This window comes from Bdellovibrionales bacterium, assembly GCA_041662785.1.
Lineage (GTDB): Bacteria > Pseudomonadota > Alphaproteobacteria > UBA9219 > UBA9219 > UBA8914.
The window spans coordinates 17,289-33,840 of record JBAZRW010000012.1 but is presented as its reverse complement, the minus strand read 5'-3'; the positions used below and the strand labels follow the sequence as shown (position 1 = coordinate 33,840).

General features: G+C 51.9%; 15 protein-coding genes, 5 tRNA genes and 1 pseudogene. 11 read left to right on the top strand and 10 right to left on the bottom strand.

Annotated elements, in window-relative coordinates; genetic code table 11:
* Positions 1-137 precede the first annotated feature (137 nt).
* The 7 genes from WC612_07650 to WC612_07620 form a co-directional block, all read right to left on the bottom strand.
* Positions 138-214, bottom strand: a tRNA-Pro gene (locus WC612_07650).
* A 208-nt stretch (positions 215-422) separates the two neighbouring features.
* Positions 423-893: a MerR family transcriptional regulator gene (locus WC612_07645; protein MFA6280640.1), complete on the bottom strand. Its 471-nt coding sequence runs from the start codon at positions 891-893 to the stop codon at positions 423-425.
* A complete protein-coding gene (locus tag WC612_07640) occupies positions 893-1,219 on the bottom strand; it encodes an integration host factor subunit alpha (protein ID MFA6280639.1) in 327 nt (108 codons plus the stop codon). The genes WC612_07645 and WC612_07640 overlap by 1 nt, the downstream gene beginning before the upstream one ends.
* Positions 1,220-1,417: 198 nt before the next feature.
* Positions 1,418-1,573, bottom strand: coding sequence for a Flp family type IVb pilin (locus tag WC612_07635; protein MFA6280638.1), 156 nt, complete (start codon positions 1,571-1,573; stop codon positions 1,418-1,420).
* A 247-nt stretch (positions 1,574-1,820) separates the two neighbouring features.
* Positions 1,821-2,804, bottom strand: a complete 984-nt coding sequence (locus tag WC612_07630) for an aldose 1-epimerase (protein MFA6280637.1) — start codon at positions 2,802-2,804, stop codon at positions 1,821-1,823.
* A 378-nt stretch (positions 2,805-3,182) separates the two neighbouring features.
* Positions 3,183-3,668 carry a hypothetical protein gene (locus WC612_07625; GenBank protein ID MFA6280636.1) on the bottom strand — a complete coding sequence of 162 codons (486 nt, stop codon included), beginning with the start codon at positions 3,666-3,668 and terminating at the stop codon, positions 3,183-3,185.
* Positions 3,669-3,832: 164 nt separating this feature from the next.
* A complete protein-coding gene (locus tag WC612_07620; GenBank protein MFA6280635.1) occupies positions 3,833-4,852 on the bottom strand; it encodes a glycosyltransferase family 9 protein in 1,020 nt (339 codons plus the stop codon).
* A 95-nt stretch (positions 4,853-4,947) separates the two neighbouring features.
* Between WC612_07620 and grpE the strand changes: the two genes are divergently transcribed.
* Positions 4,948-5,547 (top strand): nucleotide exchange factor GrpE, encoded by a 600-nt coding sequence (gene grpE / locus WC612_07615; protein ID MFA6280634.1) that lies wholly within the window; start codon positions 4,948-4,950, stop codon positions 5,545-5,547.
* A gap of 373 nt (positions 5,548-5,920) precedes the next feature.
* A tRNA-Ala gene (locus WC612_07610) sits at positions 5,921-5,996 on the top strand.
* A 441-nt stretch (positions 5,997-6,437) separates the two neighbouring features.
* Here the strand turns inward: WC612_07610 and WC612_07605 are convergent.
* Together WC612_07605 and WC612_07600 are read right to left on the bottom strand one after the other, a co-directional pair.
* Complete coding sequence (locus WC612_07605; GenBank protein ID MFA6280633.1) at positions 6,438-7,403, bottom strand: DUF2971 domain-containing protein; 966 nt, start codon at positions 7,401-7,403, stop codon at positions 6,438-6,440.
* Positions 7,404-7,551: 148 nt separating this feature from the next.
* On the bottom strand, positions 7,552-7,842 hold the full coding sequence (locus tag WC612_07600) for a nucleotidyltransferase domain-containing protein (protein ID MFA6280632.1): 291 nt from the start codon (positions 7,840-7,842) through the stop codon (positions 7,552-7,554).
* 324 nt (positions 7,843-8,166) lie between these two features.
* Between WC612_07600 and WC612_07595 the strand changes: the two genes are divergently transcribed.
* From WC612_07595 to tig, 4 genes are all read left to right on the top strand, one after another.
* Complete coding sequence (locus WC612_07595) at positions 8,167-9,069, top strand: hypothetical protein (GenBank protein MFA6280631.1); 903 nt, start codon at positions 8,167-8,169, stop codon at positions 9,067-9,069.
* 87 nt (positions 9,070-9,156) lie between these two features.
* Positions 9,157-9,411, top strand: a complete 255-nt coding sequence (locus WC612_07590; protein ID MFA6280630.1) for a hypothetical protein — start codon at positions 9,157-9,159, stop codon at positions 9,409-9,411.
* 76 nt (positions 9,412-9,487) lie between these two features.
* Positions 9,488-9,572: transfer RNA gene (locus WC612_07585), tRNA-Leu, on the top strand.
* Between the two features lie 250 nt (positions 9,573-9,822).
* Entirely contained in the window at positions 9,823-11,154 is a 1,332-nt protein-coding gene (tig, locus tag WC612_07580; GenBank protein ID MFA6280629.1) for a trigger factor, read from the top strand.
* A gap of 424 nt (positions 11,155-11,578) precedes the next feature.
* Here tig and WC612_07575 read toward each other — a convergent pair.
* A tRNA-Glu gene (locus tag WC612_07575) sits at positions 11,579-11,654 on the bottom strand.
* A gap of 247 nt (positions 11,655-11,901) precedes the next feature.
* Between WC612_07575 and WC612_07570 the strand changes: the two genes are divergently transcribed.
* From WC612_07570 to metG, 5 genes and pseudogenes are all read left to right on the top strand, one after another.
* Positions 11,902-11,978: transfer RNA gene (locus WC612_07570), tRNA-Arg, on the top strand.
* Between the two features lie 220 nt (positions 11,979-12,198).
* Positions 12,199-13,245, top strand: coding sequence for a DNA polymerase III subunit delta' (locus WC612_07565; GenBank protein ID MFA6280628.1), 1,047 nt, complete (start codon positions 12,199-12,201; stop codon positions 13,243-13,245).
* A gap of 200 nt (positions 13,246-13,445) precedes the next feature.
* Positions 13,446-13,667, top strand: coding sequence for a hypothetical protein (locus WC612_07560; protein MFA6280627.1), 222 nt, complete (start codon positions 13,446-13,448; stop codon positions 13,665-13,667).
* Positions 13,668-13,736: 69 nt separating this feature from the next.
* The gene (locus tag WC612_07555) at positions 13,737-14,672 is read left to right on the top strand and encodes a hypothetical protein (GenBank protein MFA6280626.1); all 936 of its coding nucleotides are present in this window, start codon (positions 13,737-13,739) and stop codon (positions 14,670-14,672) included.
* A gap of 133 nt (positions 14,673-14,805) precedes the next feature.
* A pseudogene (gene metG, locus WC612_07550) lies at positions 14,806-16,365 on the top strand (methionine--tRNA ligase).
* Positions 16,366-16,552 lie beyond the last annotated feature (187 nt).

Here is a 16,552-nt window from a genome sequence, read left to right as displayed (position 1 = left end):
CAGCGCCGCGCCTATGGCTTCAGGAACTTCGAGAACTACAGACTGCGTGTGATTGTTTTATGTGGCCACCTGAAGGCGGCCTCGCTATGATCTCATCATCCCTTGCCCCATCCTTTGGGGTAGAGCCTCTTTTTTAATGGTCGGGGCGACAGGATTTGAACCTGCGACCTCCAGTCCCCCAGACTGATGCGCTACCGGGCTGCGCTACGCCCCGACCTTGGGAAAGGCTAAGTTTTTTGGCTCTTCTCTAATAGAACCCAACCCCTTAGCAAGGCGGGCACTATAACCACAGAAAAACACAGAAGGCAATGGGAATCCGGTGCGTAAAGGGCAGGGGGTGGGGATCGTTTTCCGTGGCGCAAATCCAGGGCTTGCGCGCAAAGCGCCACAGACCTGTCCTTTAGCGCCAGCGCTTAACCTTATTAAACCCCTACCTGCCGCATCATATCGCGCATGGTCTTCAGCTCGGTCAGCAGCCCTTCCATTTCGCGGCGAGCCGCCATGGTAAGGACCTGCGCCTCTGGCTTGGCCACAATCGCGGCAACCTCTGGCACAGATTGAGCCACCGTGGCCTGCGAGGCCGTGGCCGTCATCTTGGCCGAGGTCCTGACGATGCCGGTGCGACCCGTTTCTTTCAGCAGTTTTTGCACGCCACGGATCGTGAGACCCTGATTGTACAAAAGCTCTTTAATGCTGGAAAGCAACGTAACGTCTTCGGGGCGATAGTAACGACGCCCGCCACCCCGTTTCAGGGGACGAACTTGCTGAAACTTGCTCTCCCAAAAACGAAGGACGTGTTGGGGAACTTCAAGATTGGTCGCGACTTCGCTGATCGTGCGAAAAGCGCTGGCCGACTTGACTTCAATGACTGGTGATTGCACAGAGCCGTCCATTAGGCCGCCCCTTGACCAGCAGAGCCACCCTTGCGGGTACGATTGACCTTGTCCTTCAGAACATGGCTGGCGCGGAACACCAGAACGCGGCGAGGCGAGATAGGAACTTCCTCACCCGTCTTGGGGTTGCGGCCAATGCGCTGCGCCTTGCTGCGCACCTGAAAGCTACCAAAGGAAGAAAGCTTGACCATCTCTCCCTTGATCAGGGCTTGCCCGATTTCTTCCAAAACGACATCAACAAGTTGCGCGGAATCATTACGCGATAGGCCAACCTCTTGATAAACGGCTTCGGCAAGGTGGGCGCGGGTCACGGTGGAATCAGTCATGATGGCTATCTCCAAATCTTTAAGGTGATTCAGAGCCTAATACGCTTGATCCGAATCGTCAAAAAGAAAAATGACAACGGATCAAAGGGATGTTTGGGGTTCCTCATGCCTGAAAACAGGGGGTAAAAAACAAGGGGCGGGAAACCCCATCCGGTTCCCCGCCCCCCTCTCGTCGCTGTATCTCTCTTCCTCTAGCCCTTAAAGGCTATCTTGCACCGTTTGGAAAACGGCTGACAATCTCGGGCCAAGCGTCAAAAGGACGCCCACAATGGCCACAGAAATCAAAGACGCAATCAAACCATATTCAATGGCCGTCGCACCGGATTCTTCTCTTAAGAAACGAAACATACGCATGATCTTTCTCCTTTGCCTGATGAACCGAAAAAACCGCTTCAACCAACTCACTCACCCCATAGAAACAATCATACAGAAAACAGATTAAAAACGGATGAAGAAACGGTCATTTTGTTTATTATATTCAATAAGATAATACCATTTTATCCAATCGATTTTCATTCGAAAATCGAACTACTTCTCTGCCTTCCGCGTAACGTGAGGAAAGAACGGACTTCTTGGCCTTCAGGGGATGTCGGGGAGGGGCTTACCCCAATAGATTAAGCGGCTTCCACGGCTTTAGCTTTGACAGGGAAGGGGGCGCGTCCGGCATTCTCAAAGCTTCATAGTGATACCAAATTTCTTCTGTTTCTCCGGGAGCCAAGACAATAAGGCCATTCCCCGCCCAGTCCTTGTCATTAATAGCGTTGGGCTTGTGACTGACAGGCTCGGCACAGAAAAAATTCTCCCCTTGCGGGGTGTACACGACGAAGTGGTCCAGATTGGGCGACGATTCCAGATTTAAGGCCACGGGGTGATGGGGCCATACCACCTGCATCATTCCGCCATATCCAGAAAAACAGCTGTCGAGGCGGGCCTCATCCAGTGATTTGGCACTTGTAAAATCATATTCAGGTGGCACTGGGACGTTCTTGACGGGAATAACTTCATCGTCGATTTCCCAAAGCCCGCCGACTTTCGCTTGAAGGGTTGTGCCTTGGACTTTAGGAAAATAGGGATGCGAGCCCAAGCCTGCGGGCATATTGGTCTTGCCGGTGTTGGTAACAGATAGGCGCAGCATCAGGCCGTTCTCGCGTAGCTCGAAATGCTGGCGGGCTTTGTAAGGGAAAGGCCATAGACCGGCCATGCCCTCACGCGCAGGATCGAAGGTAAAGGTCAAGGTGCATTGGTTCTGATCCGAACTTTCAACTTCCCATGGAAATTGCCAGCCCTGTCCATGGGACGCATGAATCCCATTAGGCCCACCAAGATAGTTTGTGGCGGCTTTATATTTTACGTTCTCAAACTCAAACGTGCCGTATTTGATCCGATTGGAAAATGGCACGAGGGGCCAAGAGGAAAGCTCAAGAATCTCTTCTGTCCCTTCTTTTGCCGTATGGCGCAGCATGGGCTGGGTCTTGCCATGGCCAAGAAGGCAATCGAAAGAAGAGATGGCTCCCCCCATCGTAGGGACGATGCGACATTGAAAAAGCTCGTTTTCAATCGTTATAAGATTCATGGGTGTAGACATGGGGGGCAATCCTTATTTTGCTCATTCATAATGGCCATAAAACTACCAAGAACGGCATTTTAGGAGCAAAAGAAGGGGGAGGTCAAATCAATCCCTATAATACCAACCGCCTTTTGAAAGGATCCATTTAAAAAACAAGGAAACGGGATCCCCGCTTTCGCGGGGATGACGCTTGTGGATTGATATTAAAAACAAATCCGTCATTCCCGCGCCCTCGTCCCGCCGCACTTGCGGCGGGCGAAAGGGCAAAGCGGGGATCCCGTTTGTTTTATATCTTAATGTGTCACGTCATCGTGCCGTTGGTCTAATCGCATAAACACAGACGATGGCCTCTCCGTTTGAGGGCCAGACAATCTGCTGAAAAGGAAGGGGGGGCGTCTATAAGCTGTTAGCGGCAAAGGAGACCGCCAGTTTTTTCTTTCGCCTGAGGGGCATCTTTCTACCTTTTGGCATGGGCATAGTGCCCTGTAGCATTTTTCTTTGTTCTTCGGTAACTTTAACCGTTATCGCAGCCTTCTGACCAGAAGATATAATGGACCCCTTAAAGATAGAGAGATTGCCCTCTTCCCCTGTCTTGGAAAGGGAAATGCGTTGTTTTGGATCAGTGTTGATCACTGGCTTCTTTGCAGAAAGAGATGTACTCCCTTTTGTCTCAGGGTGGGGGTTCATGATTGTGTCTATTATATGTTGGTAATCATCTTTAAATTCGCGGCGAATAACCTTGGTTATACGATCAAATTCTTTTTTAAGAACGTGGTGCTTTATGCTTCTTGCAATTTCGGGGGGGAGGCCGTGCAAACCATGCTTTCTTTTTTCAGAAGCAGCAGATTGTTGACCGTTTTTGTTATTTGCTGTGTTCACCATTTTTTCACACAATCTTGGGTTGTTAAGGAAAATAGTTTAATTTTAAAAGGGGTAATGCAGTACAGACGCCGTACCAATCTTTAGAATTAAAACTTACCACACTTAGGTAAACAATCCCTTATGACGGGGGCGTAATCAACCCCAAAAGGCAACAAAATATGCTTTCAGACTTTCCCCTGCGCTATGATGGCATGGTTAATGGCCTCATGGACGGTTTCGGGGGGGATGGCCAGCATGGCGGCGCTGCCGAAATCTTGGGCGCAAATGATGGTTCCTTGGCTCACATGCGGTGCGAATTTACGGGCGCTGGTGGGGCCAAACAGGCTGATAAGGGGGCAGTTCACGGCGGCCAGCATATGGCTCGTCCCGCTGTCGTTTGTGACGGCCAGATCAAGGCAGTGGCCAAGGGCTAGCGTTTGCTCGACGCTCATATCCCTGCTGCCCCACACGTCATAGGCTTGCAGAGGAAAGATAGCTTCAGGGATGGCGCGGAAGAGAACATCGTACAAATCCATCTCTTGCGGGCCCAACAAAAAGACGGGGATCCGATTCATGCGGACTTGCAGCTTGGCGACCTTTTCAAAATTCTCTAAGGGCCATCTTTTGATGGCATTGCCAGCGCCCGGAGCAAAGCCGACATAGATTTGCCCCTCAGGCAAAATGCGCCGCGCCTTGGCAAGCAGCGTTGGTGAGACGGGAAGCCGTGCCGTCACAGCAGGCACAAAGCCAGCCGCAAGCTCAATCATTTGCAGAAGCTGCGCGATCAGGGAAGGCGGTGTCTTGGCGAAGAAGGGCGGACGTCTGTCCGAAAAAAGATAGTGCATGGCGGGCGCGATAAACAGTTTGTGGGGCAGGCGTAGCCGCGCGGCCAGCGCCGTCCTCCACCGTCCACGTGTATCGATCACAAGGTCAAACGGAGGCGCTATCTGGCCGTCTTTCTCGCTGCCAATAAGCCAAGAGGGCTGGATGTGGATTTCGTTGATCAGCGGCGCGACCGTCTCATGCAAGGAAGAGGCGTAAACCGTATCGCCTTGAGAGGTCACCCAATGGATCGTGGCGTGGGGCCATGCGGCACGTAAAGCCCGCAGAAAAGGCAGCTTAATCAAGCCATCGCCAATAACCTCGCGGCCAGACAGGACGGCAATATGTTCGGCAGGGAAAAAGAGGTTTTGAGGCGTCATCATCAAAAAGGGGGCTTGAAGTGGTTGGCAAAAGAACCCACATAGGGCATTAGAGTACTATCTAATACGCCATACAGGTAAACAAACAGGAAACGCCCATGAGCCACGATCAAAACGAATTTCCACCGCAAGCCGCCAACGATCTCGATGAGGCCCCCGTCCAGCGCAGGGACGAGGCCGAAACATCGATGGATGCGGCGGAAGATGCCTTGGGCATGGCACAGGACGAAATTGGCAAGTTGAAGGATCAGATTCTCCGCGCGATGGCCGAGACGGAAAACACGCGCCGCCGCATGAAAAAGGAAAACGACGACGCGCAAAAATATGCCATCGCAGGCTTTGCCAAGGAAATGCTGGCGATTGCCGACAATTTCCGTCGTGCGTTGGATGCCGTGCCTAAGGACGACGCGCAAAACGATACCTTTAAAAATCTGGTGATGGGCGTGGAGGCGACCGAGCGTCAGCTCCTCTCGGCGTTTGAGCGCTTCGGCATTAAAAAGATTGAGCCTGCGGGCCAGCCCTTCGATCCGCATTTTCATCAGGTGATGATGGAGCAAGAGGATCCCAGCGTCCCTGCCGGAACGATTCTAACGGTTTTGCAAGCGGGTTATATGATCCATGATCGCCTGTTGCGTGAGGCGATGGTCGTGGTCGCCAAAGGCGGCCCCGCCGCACATAAAGTGGACACCAGCGCGTAACGGGGCGCTTTTGAGACACCTCTTTTTACCTCCCCGCCTTGCGGGGGAGGAAAGTTTTTCTTGGGCTTACGAAGTAAGGTCTTAGAAAAACTAGGTGGGGGGTCGACCTTCACCTCAGTCAAAGTTTACCCCCCACCTATGAAAACTAAGGCTTATGCCTACGCTGACGCTGCAGCATAAACCTAAGTTTTCATGTCCTCCCCCGCAAGGCGGGGAGGCTAAGAATATGACACCATCATCTAAGGCATGAACCGGCGCTTGGAAAAAGGGCTTTGGGGATGCATTTAGGGCTTGTATTTCACGGCCAGCCCTGTATTTTACCGCTTCCTTTCTCGAAAGAAAGGGCGGCCACACAGGCTGCCCCTTACGGTAAGGGCCCATAGCTCAGCTGGGAGAGCGCTACAATGGCATTGTAGAGGTCGTCGGTTCGATCCCGATTGGGTCCACCAGTCTTCGCTTGCTTCGCAAGCTACGCCTCGGCAAGCCGAGCAATAGAAGACGAAGCAAGCGAAGACTGTCGCGGCGTAGTTCCGAAGGAACGCAGCCGGACTGGTTCCACAAAATCTGAACTATTATAATGGCGAAGCCGGGCTGATTGCCGCGCTTGCTTCGCCTCGGCAGGCCAGCTACCCTTCATGAATGAAATACGTTTATATTCTCTCTTCGCAAGCAGGCGAGCACTTCTATATTGGAATTACCGATGACCTCAAAGCACGCTTGAAAAAGCACAATGCCGGTGAGGTTCCGCACACATCGAAGTTTAAACCTTGGACTGTGAAGACATATGTCGCTTTTTCGGAAGAAACACAGGCTTTTGCATTCGAGAAATATCTCAAATCCCATTCGGGCCGCGCTTTTGCGAAAAAAAGGTTATGATCACCACGTATTATTCATTTTCCAATGTAAGGAATCTCAGAAACAACAACATCAATATGCATGCCCTTTGTTCTAAGTTTGAGCGCTTCATATTTACGCATTTGATCGTTTTGTGGACCTACAATGATTTTCTCAATCGGAATTTTTTGCCCTAGATCCTTAAAAATTTCAATGTAAGGTCTTCCGTCATTTCTAAAATCAATTTTAGGCTTTTTCTTACCCTCTTTTCCGTTTTCAGAAGATATGGCGATAATTCTAACTTCTTTTTCTTCATGAAACCCCTGACTCTTACATAAGCATGTGCAACGCAGAAGAGTATTAAGCGCCTTATTCGCGAGTTTTGCTGATGGAGGGGGTTTGGGACTAACGATAAGTGCCCGATAATAATTTTCTATCCCTTGAATCTCTTTTTTAAACGCTTTTTCAAAAGAATTTTCAGGATCGCCTTCATACACGACTTTTTCTAATGCTACTGCATAATGATTTTTACTATATTTAGCAACTTCAAGTGTCTTTAGTTTTTCAAGTTTTTTTGCATCGATTACAAGTGCAACACCAGGATTAGCATACCCACGCCATTGGCTTAATATACCATGTTCCTTTTCATAAGCTCCCAAATGTGCACAAAAAGAAAAAACAAAAGGGCCTATAAATGAATCATTAAATGCAGAATACATCGAGTCTAAGTATTTTTCTGCTTCGAGCTTATTAACGCCTTCCCATCCCCCAATTGGAGCAGAGCATTTATTAGCTTTTTTTACCACACCTATACCATCTCGTTTTATAATCTCATTTTTTATCGCAGAAATTAGAAATGGCAATAACTGCTTTTTGAACACTTCCCCTTCAGAGTGATCATTAGAATGCTTGTGGTGTGTTGCCCAAAGACATTGGCTGTCAAGAATTCCATCTAACCCCTCCCACGTTGTGTAGTGGTAGAGTTTTTTATGATTATCCGAAAGTTTCTTAGTCTTTGTCATTGCGAAAAAATCCGTTTTATGAACCAATTATGCTCCTAACACAACAAGCGTTCTACACAAGGCCAACTCACTCTTCCTGCCCAAGCATTGTTTTAATGGCTACTTCCAAAGGATCAAGTTGGGTACGAATAAAGTTTCCATTCTTTCGTCATAACTCGACAGCCTCCTTAAGAACCGAATCCCGCAGATGGCGATTAAGCTCGTGCTCTGGGATAAGATCAACTTTTCGGTTCATCAATTTTTCGAGTTTATCCGCCAGAGGAAGCCGTTGGGTAAAGAGATCATAACCGACCGGAAAATCGACAAGAAAATCGATATCGCTGTCCAGCATTTCTTGTCCTTTGGCAACGGAACCAAAAACGCGAATACGTCGTGCGCCGTGCGCAAGGGCAAGCTGCTCAATATCCGGTTTAAGATTGTGCAGATCGCTTAAAAGCATAGCGGGTATCCTTTTTATAAAATCTTCGAACCCATTTTAATGGTATCTGCAAAGAAAGGCTATAGACCGTTTATAACACTTAAAAGTTAATATCTACAGGATGGGGATCAAAAAACTGAGAGATTTCTCATTTTTGAGACCAATCACAACCACCTGAAATGCCGCGCATATGCTCCTGCGGAGCTTCGGGTGGCAGGCCATCTGCCGTGAAGCGCGAGATGGGCAGACTTCCAAAATATAAAATGTGATTAGAGAGGCGTTCTTCACGTTGAGGGTCACGTTCTTCTTTTGCATAGAACGGGCTTCTATGCTTTCCTCCCGATCATGAATAAGACATGGCAAAAAGCGTGGGTGACGGTGGGCGGGTTGGCCTTGGGGCTGGGGCTTTGCGTTTTCCTTTTCCTGCATGTTCATTTAACGACCCATGACTTCGCTGTGGCGGCGCAGTCTTTTTCTATCGGGCCTTGCCTTGTCGTTTTGTTTCTAACCTATCTTTTGATGCTGATGGGCGCGCGCAAATGGGCGCTTTTGTCCGCCTCTTTTCATGGCGCAGCGGGGCGCGAGCCCTCGTGCGGGTTCTTCATGCGCCACACCTTATGGCAAAACTGGATAGGCCAATTCGTGCCGCCCAGCGTTGCGATTGTGGCGGGTAGGGGCCTTGCGACGCGCACCATGGAAGGCGCTTCGGCGAAAGAGGGTCTGTGGAGCGGCCTTTGGGATCAGGGGATGGAGTTTGCCTTGCTGTGCGGGTTCCTTTTGGGGGCTTTTGGCGTTTTGGGGGCAGGGTATGGCTGGGCCGCCTTTTTCGCCCTGAGCGCCTTAGGCCTTGGCCTTATCGCGGGTGGCGCAAGGGTAGGGCGGCGATGGCTCCCCGTGGCTCTACGCCCCATCCTGTGGCCAGCGCTGGGCTGGTCGCTGGCGCGGGTGAGCCTGACGATCCTGCGGCTTGTGGCGGGCATTGGGGCGACGGGGGCGCTGCTCTCGCCGCTGAACGTGGTGGTGGCCACGCCCGTGACGGGGCTGCTTGCGCTGATCCCCCTGACTCCCGGTAATTTGGGTCTTGCCGAATGGGGCTGGCAGGGCGTTTTGGCCTATGCGGGCGAAAACCCTGTTCAGGCGGCTCTTTACCCTGTTGCTTTTCGCGTGCTGGTTTTCGTGGCGCAGAGCCTCCTTTTGGGGGGCTATGAAGCGTTTCTCTTCATCATAAACGGAAAGAATAAAGGTTAAGAGCCTAGAAAAGCGTGTGAAACCCTTGTCAAGACCGAGGGAATAGGATCATAATAGGGGCGTAACAAGAGAGCGGAGGAACCGCCTATGATTTTGGGCGCTCTAACAGGCTACAACAATGCCCCTATTGAGGTCGGCGCGTCTTACAGGCGCGAAGGCACGGGGGCCTTTGTCGAAACGGCTGAGGTTCTAGAGGTAGCGGCGGACAAAATGGGCATTCCCCATGTGCGTTTTCAGCTTCAGGTCACGCGCGGGGCGGGGCGGCCAGCGGTTGAGACGCGTACGTTGGCGCTAGAGGCCTTCCAAACCCGCTTTCGCGACCGGATTCGGGATCGCCATTAGGCCTCCGGCAGCCCCCCAAGATAAAACCTTTGCGCTTAGAGCAAAATCCATCTAAAAAGCCACGCTGTCTTAATTTGCGGGTATGGCGAAATTGGTAGACGCGCTGGATTTAGGTTCCAGTGATGAAAGTCGTGGGGGTTCAAGTCCCTCTACCCGCACCATTGATCACGAGTCGCTTAAGCGACCCGTGATCAATGGTATGTTATGAGTGCCTTGAACCCCTTGGGGTTCACAAAACGCCAAAGGCGTTTTGGACGCACCACGCCGAAGGCGTGGGCGCCCGAAGGGTCAAAAACGTGAGAGGCGGCGAACGTTTTTGATCAATTCCCTCTACCCGCACCACCCTACGCTGCTGCGCAGCTTCGGGTGGCAAGCCACATAAGAGTAAAACGAAACAAGGAATTAAAAGACATGATGAAAGTTCACGAAGACGTTAACAAGGGTTTGAAACGCGCCTATACCATTACGGTTCCGAAGGCGGAAGTCGAGGCTGCGGTCACAAAGCGTCTTCAAGAGATTGCCAAGAAGGCCAAGATTCAGGGCTTTCGTCCGGGCAAGGCTCCGCTTGATCTGATCCGCCAGCGCTTTGGCGCCGAGGCGATGGGCGAGGTTTATGACCGCCTGATTACGGACAGCGCCGAAAAGACGATGACCGAGCGCAAGCTCCGCCCCGCCGCTCAGCCCAAGGTTGATGACGTTGTGGCCGAAGAGGGCAAGGACATGGTCTTCAAAATGGAAATGGAAATCATTCCCGACTTTGAGCCGATGGACTTTGCGAAGCTGAGCTTTGTGCGGCAGGTCGCGGACGTTGAGGATAAGACGCTTGACGACGCCATCCTGCGCATCGCCAAATCGTTCCGTCAGCCGGAAGTGATCGAAGAAAAACGCGTCGCTAAAACGGGCGACGTGGCCGTGATTGATTTCGACGGCACCGTCGATGGCGTGGCGCATGACGGCATGAAGGGCGCGGATCATCGCCTAGAGCTGGGCACGGGATCGTTTATCGAAGGCTTTGAAGAGCAAGTCGCGGGCATGAAGGCGGGCGATAAAAAGGACGTGAAGGTCACGTTCCCCAAGGAATATCACGCCGCGAACCTCGCCGGTAAAAAGGCCGTGTTTGCCGTGACGCTTAAGGAAATCCGCGCGCATAAGGCCGTGGAGATGGATGACGCGCTGGCCAAGGAAATTGGCTTTCCCTCGATGGAAAAATTGCGTGAGCGCATTGTATCGGACATCAGCACCAACTACGCGCAAATCTCGCGCTCGGTTATCAAGCGTGAATTGATGGATGCTTTGGCCAAGCATCACAAGTTTGATCTGCCAACCGTGATGGTTGAAGGCGAGTTCGAAGGCATCTGGCAACAGGTTCAAAAGGACAAGGCCGAAGGCCGCCTTGAGGCTGACGACGCGAAGAAAAGTGAAAAGGATCTGAAGGCCGAGTACCACGACATTGCTGAGCGCCGCGTGCGTTTGGGTCTGTTGCTGGCGCAAGTGGCCGAGACGAACAAGGTTGACGTGACCCCCGCCGAATTGCGTGAGGCCATGATGGCCGAAGCCCGCCGCTATCCGGGGCAGGAAAAGCAGGTAATCGAGTATATCACCAAGACCCGTGGCGCGATTGAGCGTTTGCGTGCGCCTCTTCTGGAAGAGAAGGTTGTCGACTTTATTTTGGCGCAGGCCAAAATCACGGAAAAGAAAATCCCCGCCGACAAGCTTTTGAAGCTGCCGGATGAGATGGACTAAGCCTTAATAGGCCCGTCAAAGAAATAAGAACATTATGCGATGTGCGTGGGGGGCTTGTCCCCCCACGATGCTGTTTGGGGTAAGGCAATTTTATTAGACCTCTTATAACAATCTTCTGTCATTGCACGCTCACACGCCATCCCAAGACATTTTCTCTTCGCGCAAAAGCGCGAAAGAAAATGGACGTGGGATCCAGTGTTATTATCAGTAAGCGATGAACAAACGAATGTTAGGGCGGACAGAGAGGCTGGATTCCAGATCACCTTTCTTTCGCGCTCTTCGCCTATTCAAGAAATGATCGACAGAGCACGGGGGAAATAAAAAGGTGTAAACAACGGTGCTATCTGTTCGTTTATTTATTTGTGGGCTATCTGCTAGACATCACTGGCAACCATTTGATATATAACATCTATATCAAATGTGATGGCGTCTCCTACGGAATTCGAATCCGTGTTACCGCCGTGAAAGGGCGGTGTCCTAGGCCTCTAGACGAAGGAGACACGTGGTGATCAGCGGTCACTCGAAAGCGCCGCGAGGCCGCAGAGTTAGACGAGAGCCACCGAGAAATCAACAAAAATCGATAGTTTCAGGCATAAAAGCCTCTGAGCGCCGTAAAACAGGGCATTTTAAGTGCGCAAAGAGGCGCCTTTTGCGTCGAAAAACAGCGTTTTTGGGCACTATCAAGAGGTAAAAAAGCGGGTGGCGTGGGGCGCTGAAATCGCTTATGGTGCGGTGGATTTTTAAGTTGGATCCGTAGCTCAGCTGGATAGAGCGTTGCCCTCCGAAGGCAAAGGTCGTGCGTTCGAATCGCATCGGGTCCACCAAATACAGATGCCCCCTTGGGTGGCAGCTGTGTTTGGTATACTTAGTGTGATGCGAACGCAGCGTTCGACAAATTGCGAAGGCAATTTGGACGCCGCAGGCAAACGGAGCAACGCGAAGTTTGACGAGGCGCCCCTTGAGGGGCAAAAATGCGAGGAACGAGCATTTTTGATCAATCGCATCGGGTCCACCATTCTTATCCTATAGGCATAGAAAAGACGTATGCTGACTGTTTCTCCCCCCTGCCAAACGTTGGCCGTCATCGGCCATGAGGACGCCAAGCGCCAGCTGGAGGGCGCGTACGCCTCGGGCCGGATGCACCATGCGTGGCTGCTGGTCGGCGCGGAGGGCATTGGTAAGGCGAGCCTTGCCTACCTAGCGGCGCAGATGATTTTATCGGGTGGCGAGAGCCGCTTGGACAGCCCCGCCACGCAGCATCCTGCTTCGCGGCTGATTGCGGCAGAGGCGCATCCCGACCTATTCGTGCTGCGCTGCCCCGTGGATGAGAAAACGGGCCTCGTCAAGGACTCTATTCCGGTGGAGGACGCGCGCAAGCTTGCGCCCTTTATGGGCATGACGGCCAGTCAGGGCAGTGGGCGTGTCGCGCTGATTGATGAGGCGCAAAAGCTAACCCGCAATGGCCAGAATGCTATCTTGAAGATGATTGAGGAGCCTCCGTCTGGCGCGACGATTTTCCTGACGGCGACCACGGTTGGCGGCCTTTTGCCGACCATTCGCTCGCGCTGCCGGATGCTGCCGCTGCAGCCCCTGACCGATGCCCAGTTGGGGATTGTTCTGGCGCGGATGGGGGCCGACCTTCCCACGGATGAGGAAGCCAAGGCGCGGTTTATGGTCGCGGCGGCGGGCAGCGCTTCTCGCGCCGTCAAGCTTCTGGAGACGGATGCGATGACGCTGTTTGATGAGCTTCTGGCGATCCTGCAGGCGATGCCCATGATCGACCTTGTGCGCGTGCATAAGCTGGCCGATCAGATGGGCAAGAAGGCCGACGCCGATGCCTTTCAGGTCGTCACGGGGCTGCTGGTCGATACTTTGCGCGATGCGGTGAGGGTGGCAGCGTTGGGGCGCGGCGATGCGTCCAGCCTTGCCGGTGGCCTTGCCGCTAAGCTGGGAGGGCGAGGGCGTCTTGATAAGGCCCTAGAGTTGTGGGAAAGTACGGCGCGGACGTTTGTGATGGCGCAAGGCGCGGCCTTGGACAAGAAGCTGGCCTTGATCAACGCACTGTCCACCGTCAGCCGCATGACGGCGTGATACCCCCCAACATTAATCCTTTCTAAATAAAATTTAGTTATTCTGGGTTCGAAACAAGCCGCGCTGTAATTGGCGTGCAGCTTTAACCAAGATTGAGAATGGGAGCGGCAACTATGGTTAATTCCACATTAACGCAAGGTTTGCACCTAGGCTATAAAAGGATCATAATATCCCCCATAGACGATAGATGGGGGAATATCATGGCTTCGCCACAAATTGCTAAAGATGGAATCGCGAAAGTCGCGGATCGCACAGAAACTTTGCCTAATTTCCAAAAAGAGGCTGGAGCGATTATTGCTGCGTGTGATGATTTTCTAGAGCAAATACCCGTTATTGCCGCGGAGTTAAGCAAAATGCAAAACTCCCAAAGGCCTTCGTTAGAACAACGTGTAAAGCAAGCGCATCAGGAACTTGGTTTTTAAGGTTTAGCTGATTACGGTTGGTTCGTTTCTTAGTCAATTTCTGTGAGTGTATTTTTACGGAGGTTTCTGATGAGTGATAACAACCATGATCTTGCCAATTACTATGATAAGCTGGATGAAGTTTTTTCATCGTTTGAAATGTCAGAGGGCGCACGCGAAGCGGCGGTTTATGATTTTACCCAACATGTTCGTCGCAACCGTCTTTCGATGGCGGACGCTATCGCGCTTCTTGGAGACAACGAGCGTGTAGCTAAATTTTGTGAGATTGGGATTAAGGCTGATGCGTCTACTGTGCTAGTGACAGGAGAATCGGAAAAATTTGGTGTCGATCCGACAGCATTGATCATTGCTCTTTCCAAAGGCTTTCATTCGGTTAGAACGACAGTTGAAAACATTGCCTCTATGGGGGAAAAGACTAATGATTTGTTATCTCGGGTTGAACAAGCGGCAACATATGCAACTGCCGAGGCAGCCGATAACAAGAAAATGCTTGGCGAAATCCGTGCTGTGGCGGGTTCGCTCAAACAGGATATTGCCATTGCCATGACCAGCACAAAAGAAATTGTGCCGAAGCTTGAGACGATTTCGTCACACTTGGATGCACAACTTCAAAAACTGGATAAGGAAGTCCAAGCAACAAAAGGGCACGCCAGTGAAGCCAACGGTGGCATTAAAGTTGTTAAAGGCCAAACGGATCCCGATAAAACGCACAAGGATGGCTTCAAGCTGATGCTGCACTCCGTTGCTTGGGGAACGATTGCAAGCACTCTATGTGGTGCGGGGGTGGGCGCTCTCATCAATCATTATGCCGCTAAGCATGACTACAACGTCTGCAAGGACACGGAAACGCGGATTGAAACAAGAATTGTTGAAAAAGAAGTGTGTCCTTCCACCTCTTGGACTTTGAGCGATATAGCGGGAAAAACGGTCTATACTCTTAAGCCTGTTCCCTCTCTTCAGCCTGACAAAAAGAAAATCAAAGCGTTGCCCGCCACGCCGCTTTAGGTCTTGGCCGTTTAAATACGCTCTATCCCCTCATGGCTTCAAAGAAATTCTTTTGGGTCGCGCTTTTACGGTGTAAGCTGGCCGTTGGGGAGGTTTTTCCCCTGAAGAACAGAAACCAACACAAAGTAACAAACCGATGAAAACACCCTATTATATCACTTGCGCTATTCCCTATGCCAACGGTGCGCCGCATATTGGCCATGCCTATGAAGCCATCGCGGGCGATACGCTGGCGCGGTTTAAACGGCTGGACGGCTTTGACGTGCGCTTTCAAACGGGCATGGACGAACACGGCCAGAAGAACGAACAAACGGCTGCCAAGCTGGGCATCTCGCCGCAAGAGCTGGTGGATCAGACCTCGGCGCAGTTCAAGAAAATGTACGAGACGCTGGGCATTTCGTTCGATGATTTTATGCGCACGACCGAACCTCGGCATAAGGAGCGCGCTCAAGCGTTCTGGCGCAAGATGGTTGAGGCGGGCGACATTTATCTTGATAAATACAGCGGATGGTATTCGGTGCGTGATGAGGCGTACTTTGATGAAGCCGAATTGACGACTGCGCCGGACGGCAAGAAGTTTGCGCCGTCGGGGGCTCCGGTCGAGTGGATGGAGGAAGAAAGCTATTTCTTCCGTCTGTCAAAGTATCAAGGCAAGCTGCTTGATCTCTATACGCGCCGTCCTGATTTTATCACGCCCAAGTCGCGCTATAACGAGATTTTCAATTTTGTGAAGTCGGGTCTTCGTGATCTGTCCGTCTCGCGCACCACGTTCTCATGGGGCGTGCCCGTTCCTGATGCGCCCAAGCACGTCATGTATGTGTGGGTCGATGCGCTGTCCAACTATATCACTGCTTTGAATTATCCTGAGATGGGTGAGGGTAGTTTGATGGAGAAATTCTGGCCTGCTGATCTTCATGTGATTGGCAAGGATATTATCCGCTTTCACGCTGTGTATTGGCCCGCGTTTTTGATGTCGGCGGGGATCGAGGTTCCCAAGGCGATTTCGGGACACGGCATGATCCTGACTCACGGCGAGAAAATGTCGAAGTCGGTGGGCAATATCGTCTCGACCGAAGATGTGATTGAGAAATTCGGCGTTGACGCGCTGCGCTATTTCTTGCTGCGCGATATTTCGTTTGGGCAGGATGGCGATATATCGAATGAGGCTCTGATTGCCCGCGTCAACAGCAATCTGGCCAACGATCTTGGCAATCTGGCGCAGCGCTCGCTGTCGATGATCGCCAAGAATTGTGGCGCGGTTGTGCCAGAGCATGGCGCGTTGACGGATGCTGATAACGCGCTTTTGAACAAGGCCTATGGTCTTCTGGATGTCGTGCGGCGTGAGATGGACGCGCAAGCGTTTCATAAGGCTTTAGAGGCGATCTGGGTCGTGATTGGCGATGGCAATCGCTATGTGGATGAACAAGCGCCGTGGACGCTGAAGAAAACCGATTCTGCGCGGATGGCGACTGTTTTGTATGTGCTGGCGGAGGCGATCCGCTGCGTCGCGCTTCTTGTGCAGCCTTTTATGCCAACCGCGATGGCCGCGATGCTGGATCAATTAAGTGTGCCTGCGGATCAGCGCACCTTTGCGGCGATTAAGGCCGAGCATGCGCTGAAGGCGGGCACGCCTTTGCCCACGCCATCGGGCGTGTTCCCAAGGTATGTTGAAGGCGAGGGGGATAGAGGCTAACGCATAAAGCTTCCCCGTCATCCCGCACGCAGAGACGCGCGGTAGCGCGGCGCGAAGATGCGGGATCCAGGGGACTGGGAACAAGGAAGAAGTTTTCTGGGAAATGAAAAAAGCTTTCAACCTGCCTACGCAGCTTCGCAGCTTCGGCAAGGCAGGCTGGGTCCCGCATCTTCGTCTGTCACTCACA